The organism is Wolbachia endosymbiont (group A) of Anthophora plumipes (assembly GCF_964028115.1).
In the GTDB taxonomy this organism is placed as follows: Bacteria; Pseudomonadota; Alphaproteobacteria; order Rickettsiales; family Anaplasmataceae; genus Wolbachia.
This window is the reverse complement of sequence record NZ_OZ034756.1, coordinates 899,853-918,971: the sequence shown is the minus strand read 5'-3', so window position 1 is coordinate 918,971 and position 19,119 is coordinate 899,853. Positions and strand designations below refer to the sequence as shown.

14 protein-coding genes are annotated in these 19,119 nt (G+C 35.1%); 9 read left to right on the top strand and 5 right to left on the bottom strand.

The features are described from left to right. Positions 1-9 precede the first annotated feature (9 nt). From ABWU75_RS04600 to rsmD, 5 genes are all read left to right on the top strand, one after another. Positions 10-2,445: a type IV secretion system protein gene (locus ABWU75_RS04600; protein ID WP_353286702.1), complete on the top strand. Its 2,436-nt coding sequence runs from the start codon at positions 10-12 to the stop codon at positions 2,443-2,445. Continuing rightward, a complete protein-coding gene (locus ABWU75_RS04595; RefSeq protein ID WP_353286701.1) occupies positions 2,442-5,474 on the top strand; it encodes a type IV secretion system protein in 3,033 nt (1,010 codons plus the stop codon). Before ABWU75_RS04600 ends, ABWU75_RS04595 begins: the two co-directional genes overlap by 4 nt. 90 nt (positions 5,475-5,564) lie before the next feature. Beyond that, a complete protein-coding gene (locus ABWU75_RS04590) occupies positions 5,565-8,960 on the top strand; it encodes a type IV secretion system protein (RefSeq protein WP_353286700.1) in 3,396 nt (1,131 codons plus the stop codon). Beyond that, complete coding sequence (locus ABWU75_RS04585; RefSeq protein WP_264731533.1) at positions 8,944-9,576, top strand: hypothetical protein; 633 nt, start codon at positions 8,944-8,946, stop codon at positions 9,574-9,576. Before ABWU75_RS04590 ends, ABWU75_RS04585 begins: the two co-directional genes overlap by 17 nt. Before the next feature lie 120 nt (positions 9,577-9,696). Then, positions 9,697-10,245, top strand: a complete 549-nt coding sequence (gene rsmD, locus ABWU75_RS04580) for a 16S rRNA (guanine(966)-N(2))-methyltransferase RsmD (RefSeq protein ID WP_253309159.1) — start codon at positions 9,697-9,699, stop codon at positions 10,243-10,245. Here rsmD and ABWU75_RS04575 read toward each other — a convergent pair. From ABWU75_RS04575 to murD, 3 genes are all read right to left on the bottom strand, one after another. Continuing rightward, entirely contained in the window at positions 10,242-11,582 is a 1,341-nt protein-coding gene (locus ABWU75_RS04575) for a hypothetical protein (protein WP_353286699.1), read from the bottom strand. The two genes, rsmD and ABWU75_RS04575, sit on opposite strands and share 4 nt — an antisense overlap. Before the next feature lie 90 nt (positions 11,583-11,672). Further along, complete coding sequence (locus ABWU75_RS04570; RefSeq protein WP_264329272.1) at positions 11,673-12,272, bottom strand: COQ9 family protein; 600 nt, start codon at positions 12,270-12,272, stop codon at positions 11,673-11,675. A gap of 6 nt (positions 12,273-12,278) precedes the next feature. Next, positions 12,279-13,685, bottom strand: coding sequence for a UDP-N-acetylmuramoyl-L-alanine--D-glutamate ligase (gene murD, locus ABWU75_RS04565; protein ID WP_341822845.1), 1,407 nt, complete (start codon positions 13,683-13,685; stop codon positions 12,279-12,281). 1,058 nt (positions 13,686-14,743) lie between these two features. Here murD and ABWU75_RS04560 point away from each other — a divergent pair. Genes ABWU75_RS04560 through ABWU75_RS04550 form a run of 3 tightly spaced genes read left to right on the top strand, consistent with a single transcriptional unit; the run spans position 14,744 to position 16,525 of the window. Beyond that, positions 14,744-15,103, top strand: a complete 360-nt coding sequence (locus tag ABWU75_RS04560) for a ferredoxin family 2Fe-2S iron-sulfur cluster binding protein (RefSeq protein WP_064125547.1) — start codon at positions 14,744-14,746, stop codon at positions 15,101-15,103. A gap of 2 nt (positions 15,104-15,105) precedes the next feature. Then, positions 15,106-16,146, top strand: coding sequence for a hypothetical protein (locus ABWU75_RS04555; protein ID WP_353286698.1), 1,041 nt, complete (start codon positions 15,106-15,108; stop codon positions 16,144-16,146). Next, a complete protein-coding gene (locus ABWU75_RS04550; protein WP_264735675.1) occupies positions 16,130-16,525 on the top strand; it encodes a cytochrome c-type biogenesis protein CcmH in 396 nt (131 codons plus the stop codon). The genes ABWU75_RS04555 and ABWU75_RS04550 overlap by 17 nt, the downstream gene beginning before the upstream one ends. Here the strand turns inward: ABWU75_RS04550 and ABWU75_RS04545 are convergent. Continuing rightward, positions 16,518-17,408 (bottom strand): Rpn family recombination-promoting nuclease/putative transposase, encoded by an 891-nt coding sequence (locus ABWU75_RS04545; RefSeq protein WP_353276007.1) that lies wholly within the window; start codon positions 17,406-17,408, stop codon positions 16,518-16,520. The genes ABWU75_RS04550 and ABWU75_RS04545 overlap by 8 nt on opposite strands. Positions 17,409-17,571: 163 nt before the next feature. Next, positions 17,572-18,894 carry a glutamate--tRNA ligase gene (gene gltX, locus ABWU75_RS04540; RefSeq protein ID WP_353286697.1) on the bottom strand — a complete coding sequence of 441 codons (1,323 nt, stop codon included), beginning with the start codon at positions 18,892-18,894 and terminating at the stop codon, positions 17,572-17,574. Between the two features lie 78 nt (positions 18,895-18,972). Here gltX and ABWU75_RS04535 point away from each other — a divergent pair, with 78 nt between their 5' ends. After that, positions 18,973-19,119, top strand: coding sequence for a hypothetical protein (locus tag ABWU75_RS04535; protein WP_264687924.1), 147 nt, complete (start codon positions 18,973-18,975; stop codon positions 19,117-19,119).

The window sequence follows — 19,119 nt, the reverse complement described above, 5'->3', positions numbered from 1 at the left end:
AAGTAACAGATGCTTGAACGTTTAAGTAACCAAAACTTGGGTAAGCTATGCATAAGTTTTGTGGTACTTTTTTTATTGTCTGGATGCGGGGAGGATCACTGTATTAAGCCAGAAAATTTATCAGGTTTGCGTGAAAAACTAGATATAGTGTCGACAGAGCAGAAGTGGGTTGATTCTGGTGTTTACATCTCAGATGGGATAAGAAGCGTAACAGAGATTAATATAGTGCCTAGTAAGGTTAATTTTTGTCCTAAGCAGTATGCAGATTTTGCAATTAGGCCTGGGAGAAATGACGTTACATTACCATTTGCACTTAAAAAAGACGATACGATAAGCTTTAGTGTTATTGGAAGTAAAGTGTGTAAAGATAAAGAGAGTGAGACAAAAATCAGGTATGTGAAAATCGATGAAAAGTGTAGCGAGCAAGAAACGGAACATTTTGCACATGTTTTAAATCAAGAAGAATGTCAAGGTAGTATTCAAGATGGAATATGTCCTAATAAATATATAATAGGCGATGCGCAATGGTTGAATGGAAAAGAGTACTGGGATTCAGATTTTTCGAAGTTAGATCAAGATGAAAAAAAGATTAAAAATGTCATCAATTCTATAAAACAAGAAGGGGGAAATATAGACTGCAGGGGGCTTTCAAGTGATCAGAAAAGCAAAATAGATACGCGCATTTTGAATTTACTCTGCGGACGTATATGTAAATTTCCTTCCGACAGCGGAAACAAAGGTTGCGCATATATTGAATACAATAGTATAGAAGGTGAGATATTCAATGCTTTAAATTCTAGTGGTGAATCTGTTATTGCTGAAACTATTAGTAACGTATTAAAGGAAAAACAGGTAAAAACTGACATTACACTATTACGTGTTCACATGGATGGTGAAGATTTTGAATACATTCCAACAGGTGGCATATGTACTAACTGTGATTATAAGATAGAAAAATACCATCGAACACCAAGTTTAACTTTTAGTTTATGTAGTAGAAATGACGAGCACTGCTACGATAGAAATGACAAAGGTGGTTTCAACATAAGGGTAACAAAGAACCATAGCCTAAAAAATAACTTATATATACGTGTTTCTGATAAATTCCCTGACCATAAGCCTGGTGAAGACCAAGCGGATATATCTGTGGATATTAGCCAAGTTCATGATACTGAGTACATGGAAGGCTTAAAAGAAAAGTTAAAAGACAAAACAGGCACCATATATTACGGAATAAGAGACCATGGCTGCGATTACAAAAATGAAGGTCAGTTTAGCATTAACCTAACAACTAAAGAGCCACCTACAAGAACTTTTAGTGCAATCTATAATTTTTTTGACGAAAAAGTAAAAACTGCATTTTTTGGTTCCAGCTATAAAGACTCCAACGCGATTCACTCTGATACTAGTCCTGTAAAGCATCTTTACGAAAGTTTTCTAAAATCAAACAAAACAAACACCATTAGATCTACGATAATATCGCTGTTAGTATTATACATAATCTTATATACCCTTTACTACTTTTTTGGATTAACTCATATTTCTATATATGAGTTTCTAATTATATGCGTAAAGATAGGAGTTATTACCCAGCTGCTGCAGGACAACAGTTGGAATTTTTTTTATAACAATGCATTTTCTATTTTTATTAACACCCCAAAACAGTTAATAGAAATAGCAAATTTCAGAGGCACTACTTCAAATGTTTTTGAGTTTCTTGATTTGCCGTTAAATAGATTTCTGTCATCGCATTCAGTATTGTTAATAGTATCTCTTATATTTTCTGGCCCTTTGGGCATTGTATCTTTTTGCTTGGTGATTTGGGGTTTAATCACAGTGAGCTTATCTATTTTTAATGCCTTATTTTCTTTTATTACATCTATAGCAATAGTTGCGTTATTGCTTTCTTTAGCACCTATTTTTATTATTTGTCTTTTATTTGCGTATACTAGGCAGATGTTTCACAACTGGGTTAAAAATTTAGCAAGATTTGCGATTCATCCAGTAGTGCTTTTAATTTTTATATCACTGATAAGTCAGGTTATGGATTATATCATATATTCAGTATTTGATTTTGAAGTCTGCTCTACGTGTATACTTAGTATTAACCTAAAGATTTTTAACCCTTGTATCTTCTATGGTTATGCTTCCAAATATACACCTAATATTACCGCTATGATGGCTTTTGTTATTTTGGGACACGCTATGAAAGCTTTAGTTAAAGCTTCTTCGGCAATATCTGACTCGTTGTTTGGTGCTTATGTGCAAAACGAACCTGGAAAAGAATATCAACAAAGCTTAATGGGAACAGTAGGGTTAGATGAACAAAGCGTTCAAAGAAGAGGAGGAGGTACTTTTCAACAGTCAGGTGCGTCAAGACCTCAAATACCACAAGGGACTCAAAGGTCAACGCCTCAGATACCACAACCAGGAAGACAGCAATGATAAGTAAAAGATCACTATTATTGATACTGTGTCTTGCAATCACTGGTTGTACTATGGAGTGTGTTGAGCCTGGGTTGCAGAGCAGAAACACCAGCGTTAATGTGGATGTTCCAGTTCATAAAGCCGATAAAATTCATTGGGTTGATTCTGGTCAGGTAATTAGTGGGGGTGAGGAAATCAAATTCACCCTCGATGGATCAGTAAATTTTTGCCCTCTTAAAGAAGGTAAAAATCCAAGGAAAGTACTTGTGCCAGCTAGCTTTTGTGCTGATGGCTCAGAACCAAATTATAGTAAAGCTGCAAATATTAACGATGTGCCTAATAATTATGGCGTTGATGAAAAAGGCGTAAATGAAAACGAATTGTGCGGCGGTAAAGAATTTGGCAGCAATAGACGTTATGTGGACACTGGAATTAAAGTAAATCCTGGTGATAAGTTAAGCTTCAGCTTAATTCCCAGGAAGATAACAATTGATTATGATAATCCAGGAGGGAAAGGCATCAGCTTTGATGACAATTGTTATAGAGCTGAAGAAGGAGGTGAAAAAGTGTCAGCAAGTGAAATATTGAATGTTAGCAAGCAAGAGGGAGAGGAATTTTTTTGTGAGGGCAAGGATGGAAAGAGAAATAAAATAAAATTTTTACCTCTTGATAAAACAAAAGCAAAGGAAAGCAAAGTGCTAGTTGGCAATGGGTATACCCCATATGATAATAAGGTACATTTTAATAAAGGTTATATTCAAGACAACGAACCATGGATATATGGCTCGCTACTCGATTTACGCCGCGCTAAAATAGGATTGAACGAATTATGTGATGGAAAAAACTGCGATTCTAACGAGGTGAAAAAGTACAGCTCTTATGAGCTTAATTGTTACTATCAGAACGTGTGCTATACTGAGAAGGGTATATGGAATTATACATATAAAGACAAAGAACGGAACTGTGTCTCTTCTATAAGGTATAACAAATATGATAAAGGAAATAAATGTGATATGTATTCTCACCTTAAAGAAGTTGAAGATAAACTTAAGAAGAGAGAAGAAAATAAAGGGGATCTCAAGCAGATTAACATTGATTTTACAATAAACACTAAAGAAGATATTTCCTGGGCTGAGGCTCTTGTTGCAAAAATTGGTGATCTTGATAATCAAGGTACTGCTGTTGCAAAAATTGGTGATCTTGATAATCAAGGTACTGCTAAAGGTATGCAATGTCTTCCAGATAATGAAGTAGGTGCAAGAAAGGATAATGTGTGTTCGCAAATTAGTGATAATTTTAAGGATTTTTCTCTGAAATTAAATCATGACTATCCAATAGGAAGTGTAACACCTGGTAGCAGTGTGATGCTTGCCATTGCAGATTATGGTCATTATGGAGCTAATAGGGGTGGGTACCATGTTAAAGTGACTAGATCATGTGAATACATTAATGGCGAAAAATTATATGTATATTTAGGTGATGAGCCACCTAAAGATTTGCATAGTGTGGGAACTAATGATTTCAAAGTGGTAAGAGAAAGAGTAGACGGAAAAGATGAGTACACTATATTAGATGTAATAAGCGGAAAACACTTTCAGAACGAAGAATCTAAGAAGATATATTTTGGTATTGATGTAAGCAACGTAGAGAGAGATGACATTACGGACAAAAATGGCAAATATTACGAAAACAATAAGTATAGTGTAACTTTATTTGTCAAAAGAAAAATTAATGATTTTATTTCATCAAATATAAACAAGATATTTGGTTTTATGAAAAAAGAAGTAATTGGTGACAGCGTTAAAGATTCATACAAAGGATATGCAAGAGGTCTTCTTCAAGGAGTAAGAGCTTTGCTTACTCTATACGTTATATTTACTGTCGTTGGCTATATGCTTGGAACAATACAGCTAAGTAAATTTGATTTCATTGTAAGAATGTTCAAGATAGCATTTATAGCTTTTGCCTTTAGCGATAGAAGCTGGGAACTTTTTGGTACAACTTTATCCAGACTTTTTATAGATGGTAGCACTTATTTAGTTGATAGCTTTTCTGGCTATATAGGGGAAGGGGGGAGAAAATTTGCATTCTTAGACTTGACAGCAGGAATATTATTCACAGCAGAAACTTGGTTAAAGTTTTTATCGTTGATGCTCTCTGGTCCTTTTGGCTTTATTGCATTTTTGGCAATACTCTACGCTACTTTTGCGTTTTTAAAATGCATTATTAGCGCTACGTTTAAATATGTAATATCTACTGTTCTAGTAGCGTTTTTACTGTCATTAACACCTTTGTTTATCGTGTTTATTTTATTTCAACAGACTAAACCCTTGTTTGATAACTGGATAAAAACGCTGGCTCACGTTGCAGTACAACCAGTTATTTTATTTTCATCTTTATCTCTTTTAAATCAGTTGATGTATTCAGTTCTATACAATCTCACAAATTTTTCTGCATGCTATCAATGTTTAATTAGCGTAAATTTCTTATCGTATGATCTGTGCTTGATGAAATCAATACTGCCTCTTGGATACAGTCCTGGCACTAATGTTGATGTTGCACTCAGTACCGGAGAAAGGGCTGGTGGGCACTTTGCAGCGTTGCCCATAGATCTGATCCAAGCATTTATGTACTTAATTATTGCTAATGCAATGGAAGCTTTTGTTACTATATCAGAAACTATGGCACAAGCACTATTCAGCTCTGGTTGGGGAGCTGCTCAAAATGTTAGCAAAGTTGCCGGTAGCGCATCACAAGCTATACTGTCGGCTGTTGGCCTTGATAATAACACCCAAGGTATGATACAGAACATTAGGCAACAAGTGGGTAAAGATCGGACGGAAGTTGACGTGAAGGATAATTCCATGAGCCCTAAATCTGAAATACCAGAACAATCAGGTAAGCAAGAAGGTCCTGATAAAAAGGAGAGGGGGAGCTCTAAACCTGAAGCACCAAAACAATCAGGTCAGCAAAAAAATCCTGATGAAACAATAAGAAGTGATCCTAGTGATAAAGCTAAAAACAAGGAAGGAAATGGAGAGAAGTAAGATATGAATGATGTTATGGAGTAACTAATTAAAAAGATATTTTAAGTAAAGTTTTAGAAATTTATTTCTATATTTGGAAAAAGTTTAGATATGCAATCACGCTTAGGCAAATGTTGGTTTAGGGTATTACTTCTTGCAGCTTATGTGCTGATCACAGGTTGTAGTAAGAACGATATGCCTTTCTCAAGGTGCATATCTGCCGATTATTTTGGTCCTGAACCTATTGCAGTAAGCGCTCGTTTTACAAACGATCACGATGCGTTTATTCCAGAAGATGGAGAAGTTATTGATCCTGAAACTGGAGAAATTAATTATGGTTTCCACCATAACCAAGTGGTGAAGTGGAAAGATACTGGATTAGAAACCAATGGAGATAGCTTAATAGTGCGAGTTAATGGTGCATGGACATCTTGGAGTAATGATAACAAGAAGGAATCTAAAAAAGGCAGTTATACCTTACAAAGCTTGGAGCAGTTAAAATATGCAACTAAATTTGAAGGCAAGTCAGGTGATAATAGTCTACCTGACTTTCACTTAGTTTGTAATGATTATAAACCTAGCATACAAAAATTTTCAAGTAAGCCTGATGCAAGTTGCACTGTAAAGTGCAACTGCATTAATGAAGATGATAGCGCAAATACAGTATCACGTGGTGCTCCATGTTGGTTTACCAATGGTCATGGTGCTTATCTTTTGTTTCAAACGGGGAAAGATGATCCTAACGAAAATCTAAAGTTAATGCGCGATCCTCAATATCCTACTGTACATCTAGGTTATAACTCCACAGCAGAGGGCGCCAATGGACTTTTTACTTTAGACAGAGATAGCACTAAATTAAAGGACAGAAATTGTAATGAGTTGAAGTTAGAAAAGGGATGGAAAATATATGTAAAAATATTAGATAGATATTACTTAGATAATGTAGGTGGCTACTCTTTTGAGTTTTTGGGTGGAGTACAAAAACCAGGTACCTTTGGATTTTTCAATGAAGTTTATCATTATCTAAAAGACACTTTATTGATCTCACCTGATAAAGATTGTAAAGGTAGTGAGTGTGCGGCTGCGCAAACTATGTTTGAGAATATAGTTAAAAAAGGTTCAAGTTTTCACAATTTTGTTCTTTCCTTGCTTGTTCTATTTGTAATGATTTCATCGCTTCTTTATCTTTTTGGCATGATACGAGAAACTAAGCATGATATGCTCATCAGAATGATGAAAATCACTCTAGTAATAGTGCTTATATCTCCTGGAAGTTTTAGATTTTTCTATGATCATTTTCTCGTTCTATTCGTTAAAGGTCTTGAACAACTGATAAGTATAATTACTAATTTTGCTCCCAACATGAACACCGGAAGTATTGCTCAAGGAAATGAAGCTAAGTTGTTTAGCTTCATGGAGGACATGTTCAATAAGTTTTTTGCTTATTCTGTTTGGAAAAAGTTTGCAGCGTTTTTACATTACCAAATGTGGGCAAGCTTACTTATGATACCAGCAATTTTCATAGGGATAGTTTTATATTTCTTGCTGTGCTTATATGCTTACATAATATTTCTCTCTGGTTTTATGGGTATAGCTTTTCTTATAGCTATCATGCCATTGTTCCTGATCTCTATTTTATTTTCACCGCTGAAAAGTCTGTTTGAAGGTTGGATAAAATTCTGCATCAGCTTTTGTTTACAGTCGATTATGATATTTGCTCTCTTGTCATTACTGGCTTCCATTATAATGAATACCTTTTATAGGCAGTTAGGTTTTACTGTATGCTACAATAAATGGTTTGAGGTAAGGTTATGTGCTCCAAAATGGGTGTTTGGCGGTTTTTGTATCGTTGATAACCAGTACTTTGGTTGGACCCCAGGGCAAATTTTCGTACCTTACACTCTTGGAGAAGCTTCTCCGCTGAACGTAGATAAGAACATAGAAGGTATAGAAAAGATAAGCAGAGAAGGTGGTACAATAAAATTTACTGGAGGCGCTGGATATATCCCGCTTCCACCGGATTACCCTAAAGATAAAAATGGTGAACATATAAAAGGGTTTCGTTATATAGATTATCCTTTCTTTAATCCAATTCCTGGAACTAAAGATAATCCAGCAGACCACTATATTGCGGAAAGTGATATAGTAGTGGATAATAACTGTAGTGCAAAGGATCTAGTACGCTTAACAAATAGTTTATCTCATGCATCAGAGAGGGCTAACATTATATTACTGATCAACAATATAGACAAAAAGATAGGTGGTATGAATAGTAAAATAACAGAGCTTTACTGTCAACCTCAGCAAGATGAAGAAAAATGTAAAAATTATAGGAAAATAGTGGATGACTACAGAAAAGGTACCATAAGACCAGATCTTAAAAGAGAGATAAAGTCTTTGGTGCAGGATGTTATTAGACGAGAGCCACATTGCCAATTACAGGATTTGCACAAATTATATAGGGATCCCAACAGTGAATACTGTCAGAAATGTAAAGATTGTGAGGATTGCAAAAATTATCAAGAAAATAGCGATTACCAAAGGGTGCAAGACATACAGAGGGGCTATTTAATCAATGCGGGGGAAATCTTTGTATTATTCTTGCTCTCATTCTTAATGTTCTCCTTACGTGAGTTTGTGCAACAAATGGGCTCAAGTATTGCCGGTGGTGGATACAGCGTTTACAGCATATCTAGCATGTATCATGCGTCACCTTTAGCTGGTGTAGCAGAAGGATTAAAGCAGAAGTGGCAAGATTTTGCTGGTGGAAAACTAGAGTCTTTAGGCAGTTGGGCTACTCATTTACCAGACAGATTAGCCGGAGGTACAGCTAATCTACTGGGTAGGATACCAAGAGTTGAAGGTGTACTGAAACATGCTATTGATGCGCCACGTAAACTTGTAAATGCTACTATTGAAGCAACAAAATTTGTGACATCGCCTGAAAATGACATTGATAAGCTTGAGGAAAAAATTTATAGGGCATTTGGAGTTGATAAAGAAGATATTACACATAGAAGGATTGGTAAATATTTAGATTATTATAAAGGATATGTAGGGTCACATTTGGGCTATACAATAGAAGATGCTATGAAGTTTACTTGGGAGCATGGCCTTGATTCTATAGGAGTTAGCCACCGTACAGGAGAAAAAGATGGTTACCAAGGTAATCTGCTCTGTAGAGCAAAATCGCATAGGCGAGATTTCTTAGAAAAACTTCATGATTACACTATCGGACGTAAGAGAGAACCAGAAAAAGACAAGCTTGATCAACCACTAAAGGAAAATAAGTCTAATCAATCAAATGAATTAGCACGAGAGTTAGGCACAGAAAAATACACTAATACTCCGGAAGCTATAGAAAAACGTGCTGAAAGAGCTAGAAGAAAAAAAGAAAGAGATCAAGAAGGCGAAAATTACGACACCTCGTTACTTTTTGGAGAAGATACAGAACGTGAGAATAATGAAAGGGCTGATAACAGGGGTGATAATGACGAAGAATCATAACTTTAAAGGATTAAATTATTATGGTCTGCAGCAAGACGGTGATGGTAATATAAAGTTAAATGACTACGATGACATTTTAAATGCGCGTAGGGCAAGAGTAGATCTACTATTAGACAACACACCAGACAACAATATCGACCTCACTAAATTAAATAAAGCTTTGAGTGAGAAATTTGTAGATAATCATAGTTTATTGTCTGAATTTGATAAGGAAGACAAAGAGATTGCACAAGAAAGGCTTAAGGTGTTTAATATTTTAGACAATCTTGATAATCTTGCAAACATTAAAAGTGAAGATCTATTAGAGGTTAGTTTATTACTATCAGATCTTAGCTTCGTAGAGAGAAATGTTGTACTGAATACCGATCAGAATTCCGATTTAGTAGGATTTAAAAACCTATTTGTTGAAAAAAAAGCATCTGGCGAAGAGTATAGTGATGAAGAATGTAAAAGCTTTCTCGATAACATAGATAAAATTAATACTATAATTAAGCTGGAGTTAGAAAGCAGAATTGAAGGGATAAATCATGATGAAAGAAATGATTATGGTGGTTTACAAGATGAGATTGGTCAAGCAATTAATGCAGTAGGTAAATCAGAAAAAAATAACGGATGAGTTTTGTGTTTGTGTTTTTCTTACAAGCGACTCGATAGCTTCTCTCTATTAAACTGCTAAAGCCATATTGACATTAATCATATAGTATTAAATAATTAGTTATTTTGGAGCTTATTTAGTATGCTACGCATCATTGCAGGCAAATATCGCGGAAGAAAAATAACTACAGGTAAGCATTTAGCTGCACGGCCAACTATGAGTGTTGTCCGAGAAGCAATATTTAGTATACTTTCCTCAAGAAAACCTATTTATAACTTGAATGTACTTGATTTATTCTGCGGAAGTGGCTCTTTTTCATTTGAAGCACTTTCTCGCGGCGCTAAACATGCATTCATGGTGGATTCAGATTATTACAATTTGCAACTGCCTAAAAAAACAGCAGAAGATTTTGGAATTACGAACAATGTCACGCTAATTTGTTGCAGTGCTAACAAATTGCCACAACCTATTTCAAAGTGCGATGTAGTTTTTATAGACCCACCTTACAATAGCAATCTAGTTGAATCAACGTTGAATGGACTAGCTCACTCAGGCTGGTTAAGTGATGATGCATTGATAATTCTAGAGATTAGGAAAAACGAAGGTTTTGAGTGCAATAAAAACTTCAGTATAATCTTGGAACGTACCTACGGTATAGCAAGAATAATTTTTCTTTCTCTATTAACTTAAACTTGCATATACTTTTCATTGATGGGTTTCAGTTCTATTTCCGTCAAGTTTCCTGAGAAATGGCTTTTTTTGTATTCTTCAGGCTTATAACCTCCATTAAAGTTATTACTTACCAGATAATTATCCGCCAACTCAATAAAATCACTTTTTATTTTAATATAACTTTCATATTTTTCGCCATCTTTCCATACCAAATGTTCTTCATGATCGATGTGAATATTTTTATTCTCACAAGCTCTTTCTGGATCATGTTCAAGCACTCTATTTCTTCTTAACCTTTCTTCAGTTGATTGATCACTCAGTTTACCAACAAGTTGTATTTCCTGTGGAATCACAGTATCGCCTTTCCTACCGACAATCAATACAGGACATTTTGTATTCTCTATAATCTCTCGTGAATTAAATTCCAATCCGCAACGACTAAACCAAAAATTCAAGAATTTTGCAGGAAGCCGTCTCATGAAAAAACTCCCTACCCCATGAGGAAAGTTATTAGTTGCATCCTTAAGCGAGCTATAAGAATTACTATGAATTAGCGTTAAATAAATCCCTTGCTTTTCAAACCTTTTTAAAACTTCTGCTGCAATTCCTCCTCCAAGAGAGTTAGTATCCAAAATTATATCGTTTGGATGCACACCTTTTACAAGTAACATGTTTACCATTGCCATTCCAGCTTGAACTAACTTTTCACCGTTTGTTAGAAATTCATATAGCGCTACAATTTTCTTTCTTTCCAAGAGAAACTCCACGATATCTTCTATATCTTTATTTTCTCCTAACTCTTGATCGTGAGCTTCTGCATCCACTTCCTTATCGTCACCTACAAGTTCTTTTTTGTAACGCTTTATCCACTCAGGGCTAACTTCATTTTCCAAAAAGCTTTTGATTCTATGTACAACGAACCTTTTCTTAACAAAGTCAAAAAGCATCCATAGGCAAAATACGATAAAACATATGGTAGCCAAAATTGATAGCACTACTGATGCAAAAGCTAACCCTGTAAGTACCTTTTTTGATTTTTGATTCTGGTATGCCAAGTATAACGATACAATAGAAGCAGTAGAAAATATAGCAGAACATAACCATAGTGATACTATTCTCCTATTGAATTTTCTTTCTTCATCATTCAATTCTTTTTTAAAGAATTCTGGATTAACAATTCTAGAAAAATAAGGATAGTCAAAATAATGCTTAACTAACTTACTTTCTTGCCCATTAGGTGCACCTTTACCAAGTGCATTAACCTTAATACACCCAAGTACTCCAAAAAAGTTTATCACGTGTTTTGTATTTTCTTCTGGCTTGATATCACTATTGGTATGATAAATAACTTTCATTTTATCGTTAATGAATATTTAGTTATTTTAACATAAAGATCAAAAAAAAACAAGAGAATATAAATATGAATAACCAGTATGATGAAAAGCTTATAAGAAATTTCCTATGATTCCTTTTAAGCGAGTTTTGAATTTTTGAAATGTCATGACATTGTTGATACGGTTATCAAGAAACGATAAAGTATCCGCAAAATCTTCTGAATAATCATTGATAAAAAAAAGTATCGTACTTAAGTACACCCCAGCTAATATTGCTCTTTTTGTATAGTAGTTAAAATCTGTTGATTGGTCATGAATGCCATACCAAATCGCGCTAATAGTTCTGTATAAAAGTTTACTAGAAAAATATGTATTTTTTGGTGATACGGAGAATGATAAAACATTTTTTAAAAGTTCTCTATAATTCGGTAGCTTAGCGTAGTTTGAAAGGCGTATTTGAATAGCTAACTTTACCCGCTCTCGCACTTTCATATCTTCTAAATTGGAATTTCTTAGTTCAGCTTCCATTGAGCTATTTAAGTCCTCTGCTATGTGCTCCAAAGCGCTATATATTCCATTCTGAAATTTGCAAAAGCTATTAGCTAGATTAAGGTCTGTGCAAATTTTTAATAGGGTTTCATCGCTTATCCCTTCAAATGGAATAACCCTAATTAGCTTATCTATTATTAACTTTATTTCATCTTGTTCCACGCAACATTATACTAAACAGCATGTGTGATTGTACCTGAGATTTTCAAACATTCTACAAAATGCTTCACCACGTTCCTCGAAATTTTTCCATTGATCAAAAGAAGCACACGCGGGAGAAAGTAATATAGTTACTTCTTCTGCGCTATTTAAGGCCTCTTCAAAAGCCAATCTGAATGCATCTTCTAGATTGCAACATCTAACATAATCTACTTTATTCTCCATAGTGTTTGCAAAGGCTTCGGTTGATTCCCCAATAAGAAAAGCTTTTCTAATCCTCGTGAAATGCTTGCTTAATGATTCTATTCCACCTTTTTTGCTTCTTCCACCAACGATCCAATTTATGTTTTCATAAGATAAGATCGCCTTTTCGCTCGACTTTGCATTAGTTGCTTTGCTATCGTTCACGAAAAACACATTTCTTATTTTGCCAAGCAGTTCATTCCTATGCCTCAGTCCTGAAAAGGACTTGATTCCATTGATAATAGTGTTGCTATCTACTCCAAGTAGCTTACATACGGCATATGCGGCTGCTATGTTTTCTGCATTGGATATTAGGTTTATTTTCACGTCGCTTACTGATAAGCTATGATTCTCTAGTTTTAACGAGATCTTCTGGATCCGAGTAGCCAAGCACTGGGATGACAAAAGAAGTGGCTGGAATGACAAAGAGGATGACATCGAAGCTGAGATTGGAATTTTGTTTCCAGTGAATTTGTTGAATATGTCAGCAGTAATCTCATTGTCACATCCTATTACGGCAACCTCACTACCGTTTATCAGTTTTAATTTAGTTGCTATGTAGTTCTCCATACTTCCATGCCTATCTATGTGATCTGGTGTAATATTGAGCAGTGCTGAAATGTCCACGTTAATTTCATTCATCAACTCCAATTGAAAAGAGGAAAATTCAATTACATAAATTTCTGCATCTCTTTCTAGATCCAAAACAGGAACGCCTAAGTTTCCACCAATAGCTACTTTTTTCCCTGCAGATTTTAATATGTGCCCTATTAGTGATGTAGTGGTTGATTTACCATTTGTTCCTGTGATGCCTATTACCTTCTGGTTCGTAGTTTTAGCTTCAAGAAATAGCTCAATGTCTGATTTTATTTTGCAATCAAATCTCCTTGCAAGTTTTACTATCCAATGTGGCTCTGTTGGCACTCCAGGGCTTAAAACCAATGCACTGATCTCATGCCAATTGTATTCCTTGGGATGAATAAAATTACATTTTTTATACATCATTTTTGCATTTGCTATTTGCTCTTCATGATCATCCCATGCATATATTCTTGCACCACTCTTTATTAGAGCGTTAATGGCGGATAAACCAGTTTTACCAAGACCAAAAACCGCGACGTTTTGATTTTTGTATTTGTTTAGTTGCACTGCTAGATAACTTATGCGAACCATTTTATAAAGATATCGTACAAACTACAACAGACTTCTTGCATAGGTCACAACTGTCATTCAGTAGAAACGAAAAAACTTCCTTGACAAACTCCGCCAGCCCCCTTATTGTAGTATTAAGGGTATTTATGACTCAAAACTTGTTTTTGATCCGCGCGGGTTCAACAACAAAATTCAGTAAAAAAACTCAGGTATTTATTGGCGGATTACATAAAATTATAGCGGCTGCATGTCTTTTAAATTTTTTCTACATTCAGCCAAATCGCGCTTAAACTAAGCGTCAGCACATTATTACAGCGCCACTTACAGTAATATAGAGTCAAAACTCGCTACTCGGGGCTTCTTTTGCCTTTTTTTTCGTTTGGTAAATTTCTTAAACATTCATGGCTAAAGTAATCTAGGTTTACCGTCATCCCGCTACGTGTTAGCGGGATGACGTAGGGGTTGCCGAGAACTTGTCATTTCAGTCTGGAATCTAGTTCTTATTGTACATTTACTTGGTGTAGAGTTAAGTTTTCTGGATCCAAGTAGTCAGGGCACTGGGATGACACCCTCTTGGATGGAAACCAGTGTCAGCTACTTTCATGACACCATGACAACCGTCATCCCGCTGCTTGTTAGCGGGATCTAGAGATACCGCGGCGGTATGACGGTCTGCGGCGGTATGACGGTTCGTGGTGACATGACGATAACCTCGTCATCCCGCTGCTTGTTAGCGGGATCTATGTGAGATACCGTGAATAAATCACGGTATGACGGTCTGCGGCGGTATGACGGTTCGCGGCAGCATGACGATAACCTCGTCATCCTGCTGCGTGTTAGCGGATGAGATACCGTGAATAAATCACGGTATGACGGTTCGTGGCGGTATGACGTAGAAGCTATACTTTTATACTCACCAACTCAGTATCCAATCTGGATCCAAGTAGTCAGCTACTTGAATGACAAGAAAGGGGTACTTGGATGACAAAAAATAGGCACTGGAATTGCAAAGAGTTTGCAAATATTAGTTATTACCTGTAGAATACAGAGAAATTAGTAAGGATTTTAATAGGAATAATATGCCATCTGTTACTTTTGTTTTACCTGATGGGAGTAAGAAAAGCTATGAAGCTGCAGAGGGAGAAACTCTGCTTAATTTAGCCCACAGAAGTGATCCAGATCTGCTTGAAGGTGCATGTGAAGGCTCTCTTGCTTGTTCTACATGCCACGTGATTGTTGATCCAGAATTTTATGATGCTGTAGAAACGCATAATCCCATATCTGATGAGGAAAACGATATGTTAGATCTAGCCTTTGGCTTAACAGAGACATCAAGACTTGGGTGCCAAATAAAAATCACAAAAGATATCGACGGTTTGTGTGTAACCATACCAAGGGGTACAAGAAATATATCATTGGATAAACAGGGGAATAATTAGCTATGCGTAAGATTTTTATCTATATTATCATCTCTTTACTTTTGTTTATTCCTGTAGCGTATGGTGGTTTTTGGTATTTTTCTGCATGTAAGGTAAAAAATCTTTTAGCTGAAGCAATACTATACATTAACGACGAAAAGTTTGATATTTCACATGATTTCAGTGGACTTCCTTCTAACCTAATTTTCCGTGTGACAAACCCAAAATTTTCCAATAAGCAATTAACCATCTCATCTGATGCTTTATTGATAAAAAATAGATTGTTTGATAAATCAGTATATATCTACATACCAAGCAATGAAGTCAACATTGTTGTTCATGGTGATGAGAAAAAGAATATAAAATGCCACACAAACGATAGCAGCCACTTTGTTGTTAGACTAAATGATTTACCATCTTCATTGCGATTCAACAAAAATAGTACCGTGATAGACTATATAGATACACTTCGTTACGCAGATTATGGATTAAAATGTGATGTTTCAGAAAATCAGCAAAGTGTTATAACTGAAGTGAATGATAAAAGCAATTACATTCAATTTCACCTCGATAAAGAACCAAGTGGAAATACTAAACTAGGATTTGATTTTTATACTTATCGGTATAAAAATACTGCAAGTCCTGAAAGTTACCTTAGTATCGACACTAAATTTGATTACGAATTTGTAAACCACATCTCAGCTTCCAGAGTTAATTTCAACATAGAGAAATTTTTAATTCAAAGTAATAATTTTTCTCTTGCTGCAGATGGTGGAATGCAAAATTATAATTTGGTTACGTCTTCATTTAAAGACAAAATCAACGTGGCTATATCAAATTATAAAGAATTAATCTCGTTTATGATTGGTGACTCAAAAACTTCAGATGCGTTTGAAAAATTAATGTCTTCCTTATCAGAAAAAACAACTGATGACAGCGTTCAATTTTCAATAAAGTACGATGATGATGTAGGGTCAAGCTTTATTGGAAAGTTATCCACCACTGATTTTATGAACCAACTCAGTAAAATAACCCAATTAACCAAGGATGAGAGCAGTAGTTAGTTTACTTTTCATATTGATATTTCACTCAGGCGTAAACGCTTTTACTCTGGATAATAAACTCAGAGATAAAAGCATGGAAAAACGAGCAACCAGTTTATTTGAAATAATAAGGTGTCCAATATGTTCTGGCGAATCATTGTCTGAATCTGGATCTCAGATTGCGTATGATATGCGAGAAGCAATTCGTAAAAAAATCAATGATGGATACACAGATGAAGAGATAATCTCAGAGTTAAAAAATTCTTACGGCAATTCAATTATAACTACCCCACCTAGCACTTACATTTTGTGGTTTATTCCACTCACAACTCTGCTTATTGGGTGTTTTTTAATACGAAAGTATATCAGTATGTCCAGTATATTTAAACCTTTTATGTAATGTAACCGTTCACACTTAATTCTTCAATCTCACTAATAGAAAGGCCAGTAAACTTGACAATAGTGTTGACATCAACATTATTAGCCAGCATTGCTTTTGCAACTTCAATTTTTCCTTTCTCTATACCTTTTTCTATACCTTTCTCTTCAGCAAGATCAAGTCTGTATTCAAGAATGGCTTCTTCTTTGCGTAGATCCATTATTCTTTCTTCGTAAGCTACTAAATCTTTTTCGTTCCAACGAAACTTATCTAACTCATCATATGCTAGCTTTATTATTGGTGCCTTTTCTGCAATTTTCTTTAGATCTTCATCTGTCGTTTCTTCAGCATATTTAAAGAAAAATAGCCAACGATCTACTATGCTTTCTAGCTGTTCTACTTTGCTTTTTGTAAATTTAGGTAACTCAATAAAGACAAATTGAAAATCTTTTAAGTAATGGCCGTTGGTTTTTATATCACGTATATTATGAGTAGAGATATAACCAACTTCTTCAGGAAGTAAGTTACAATTGGAAATAGCAATAAAGAAGACTTTCTTTAAATCAATGTAGTTGCCAGATTTATCTAATTGTCTTGAGTAAGCCTTAGCAGCATATAGTTGAGCGCGTTTCTCAAAACCTTTATCACGAGCCAGTTGCATCTCAATCACAAACCTATTACCAATAGAATCCTTGCAGAGAACATCAACAATACTTTGTTTATCAGAGGCAATTTCGGGATCCATGATAGTACTTAAGAATTCTACTTCTTGTATTGCACTTGCCTCAGCAAATCCTAAAATATCGTTCAAAAAGTGAATAAGGATATTCTTATTTTTTTCCGTTCCAAAGATTTTTTTGAAACACAAATCATTGCGAGGATCGAGAAATTTTGAAAGAGCCATAATGCTTGGAAAATATTAATAATTATACACTATTATTAACAATTATTCAACTATATTTTTGAAGATAGCTAGTTTCTGTATTTACTTTAAATTGAAGAAAGCTCAAATGAAAGATCGTGTTTTTCACAGAATGCAGTCTGGTTACTATATAATTTTTTGATTTTCACTTTTTTTTTAACCTTGCAATGATATTTTCTTTGCCGATAAAAATCAATAATTTAGCAAGTTCTGGGCCTGTTTCTGTTCCTGTTAAAGCTGAACGCAACTGCATAAATAAGTCTTTTGCCTTTATATCCACTGTCTGTCGAATAGCTTTTACCCACTCTGATAATGTGTTTTCGTTACAATCGCCTTGAGGCAATGCATTGAACGCAATTTTTATAAGCTCCTTATCAAGAATCACAGGCTCTATATCAGATTTGCATATTTTCCACCACTTGGCCACCTCAGAAAACTTTTCTATATTGTTCCTTATAAAATACCAAAACTCTGAGGAGTCCACTCCAATTTGATTTAAACGGTCTTGCACTATTTCAAATGGCATTTGTTGCAGCACTTTGCTATTTAGCTTGTATACTTCACTCAAGCTGAATTGTACAGATGCTGAGCTAAATTTTTTAATGTCAAATGAGTCAATCAAAGATTGCATACAGGCGCAAGCTTCAATTGGATTGGATGTTCCGAGCTTCACTAAATAACTAACTAGCGCCATTGGTTCAGTCTCATCTTCTCTTATGGACTTGATATCCAGCCCGCCTTTCCGTTTCGATATCTTGCTATCATCAAAATGTAGTAGAGAAAGGTGAGCAAATATAGGAATTTTCGCTTTTAATGCTTTAATCATTTGGATCTGAACTGCGGTATTAGTTACATGATCTTCCCCACGTACAACATGGGTTACATTAAAGTCAACGTCATCAATAACAGAAGGTAGCATGTATGTATAAATTCCATCTTCTCTTTTTACCACAGGGTCACTGACGCTACTGGTTGCAATATTTATTTCACCTTTAACTTCATCATTCCATTTAACAACTTCATTTCTATCCAATTTAAACCTGAAATGTGGTCTTCGTCCTTCTTGCTCATAATGGATTTTCTCTTGCTCAGTTAGAAGCAATGCACTTCTGTCATAAACAGGAGGAAGTCCTTGTTTTAATTGCAACTTTCGTTTAATTTCTAACTCTTCTCTTGTTTCATAGCATGCATAAATATGCCCTTCTTTTATTAACTGCAAGAACGCCTTGTTATAGCGCTCAAAGCGCTCTGATTGCTTAAAACTTGCATCCCAATCGATACCAATCCATTTTAGGTCTTCTATGATATTATTTATATATTTGACATCTGAACGCTGAAGGTCAGTATCATCAAAACGGAGTAGAAATTTTCCATTTTGATTACGTGTGTACATCCAACAAACCAAAGCAGTTCGTACGTTTCCTACGTGGAGATAGCCAGTTGGGCTTGGAGCGAATCTTGTTAGCATTTAAATAGCAATATTGTAAAATAATAACTTATTTACTCTAATTTATTTTAATTTTATATAAATATACGGCTAAAGCAAGTGAGATCTGCTAATACAATTGAGCAAGAGAAGAATAAGTATGGCTATAGCATTGTGGCACCTTTGATATTTGATGGATTAAGACCATATGATAAATTCAAGAAAATTCACAACTTGACGACAAAGGCTAATGTAGCATCATATTGA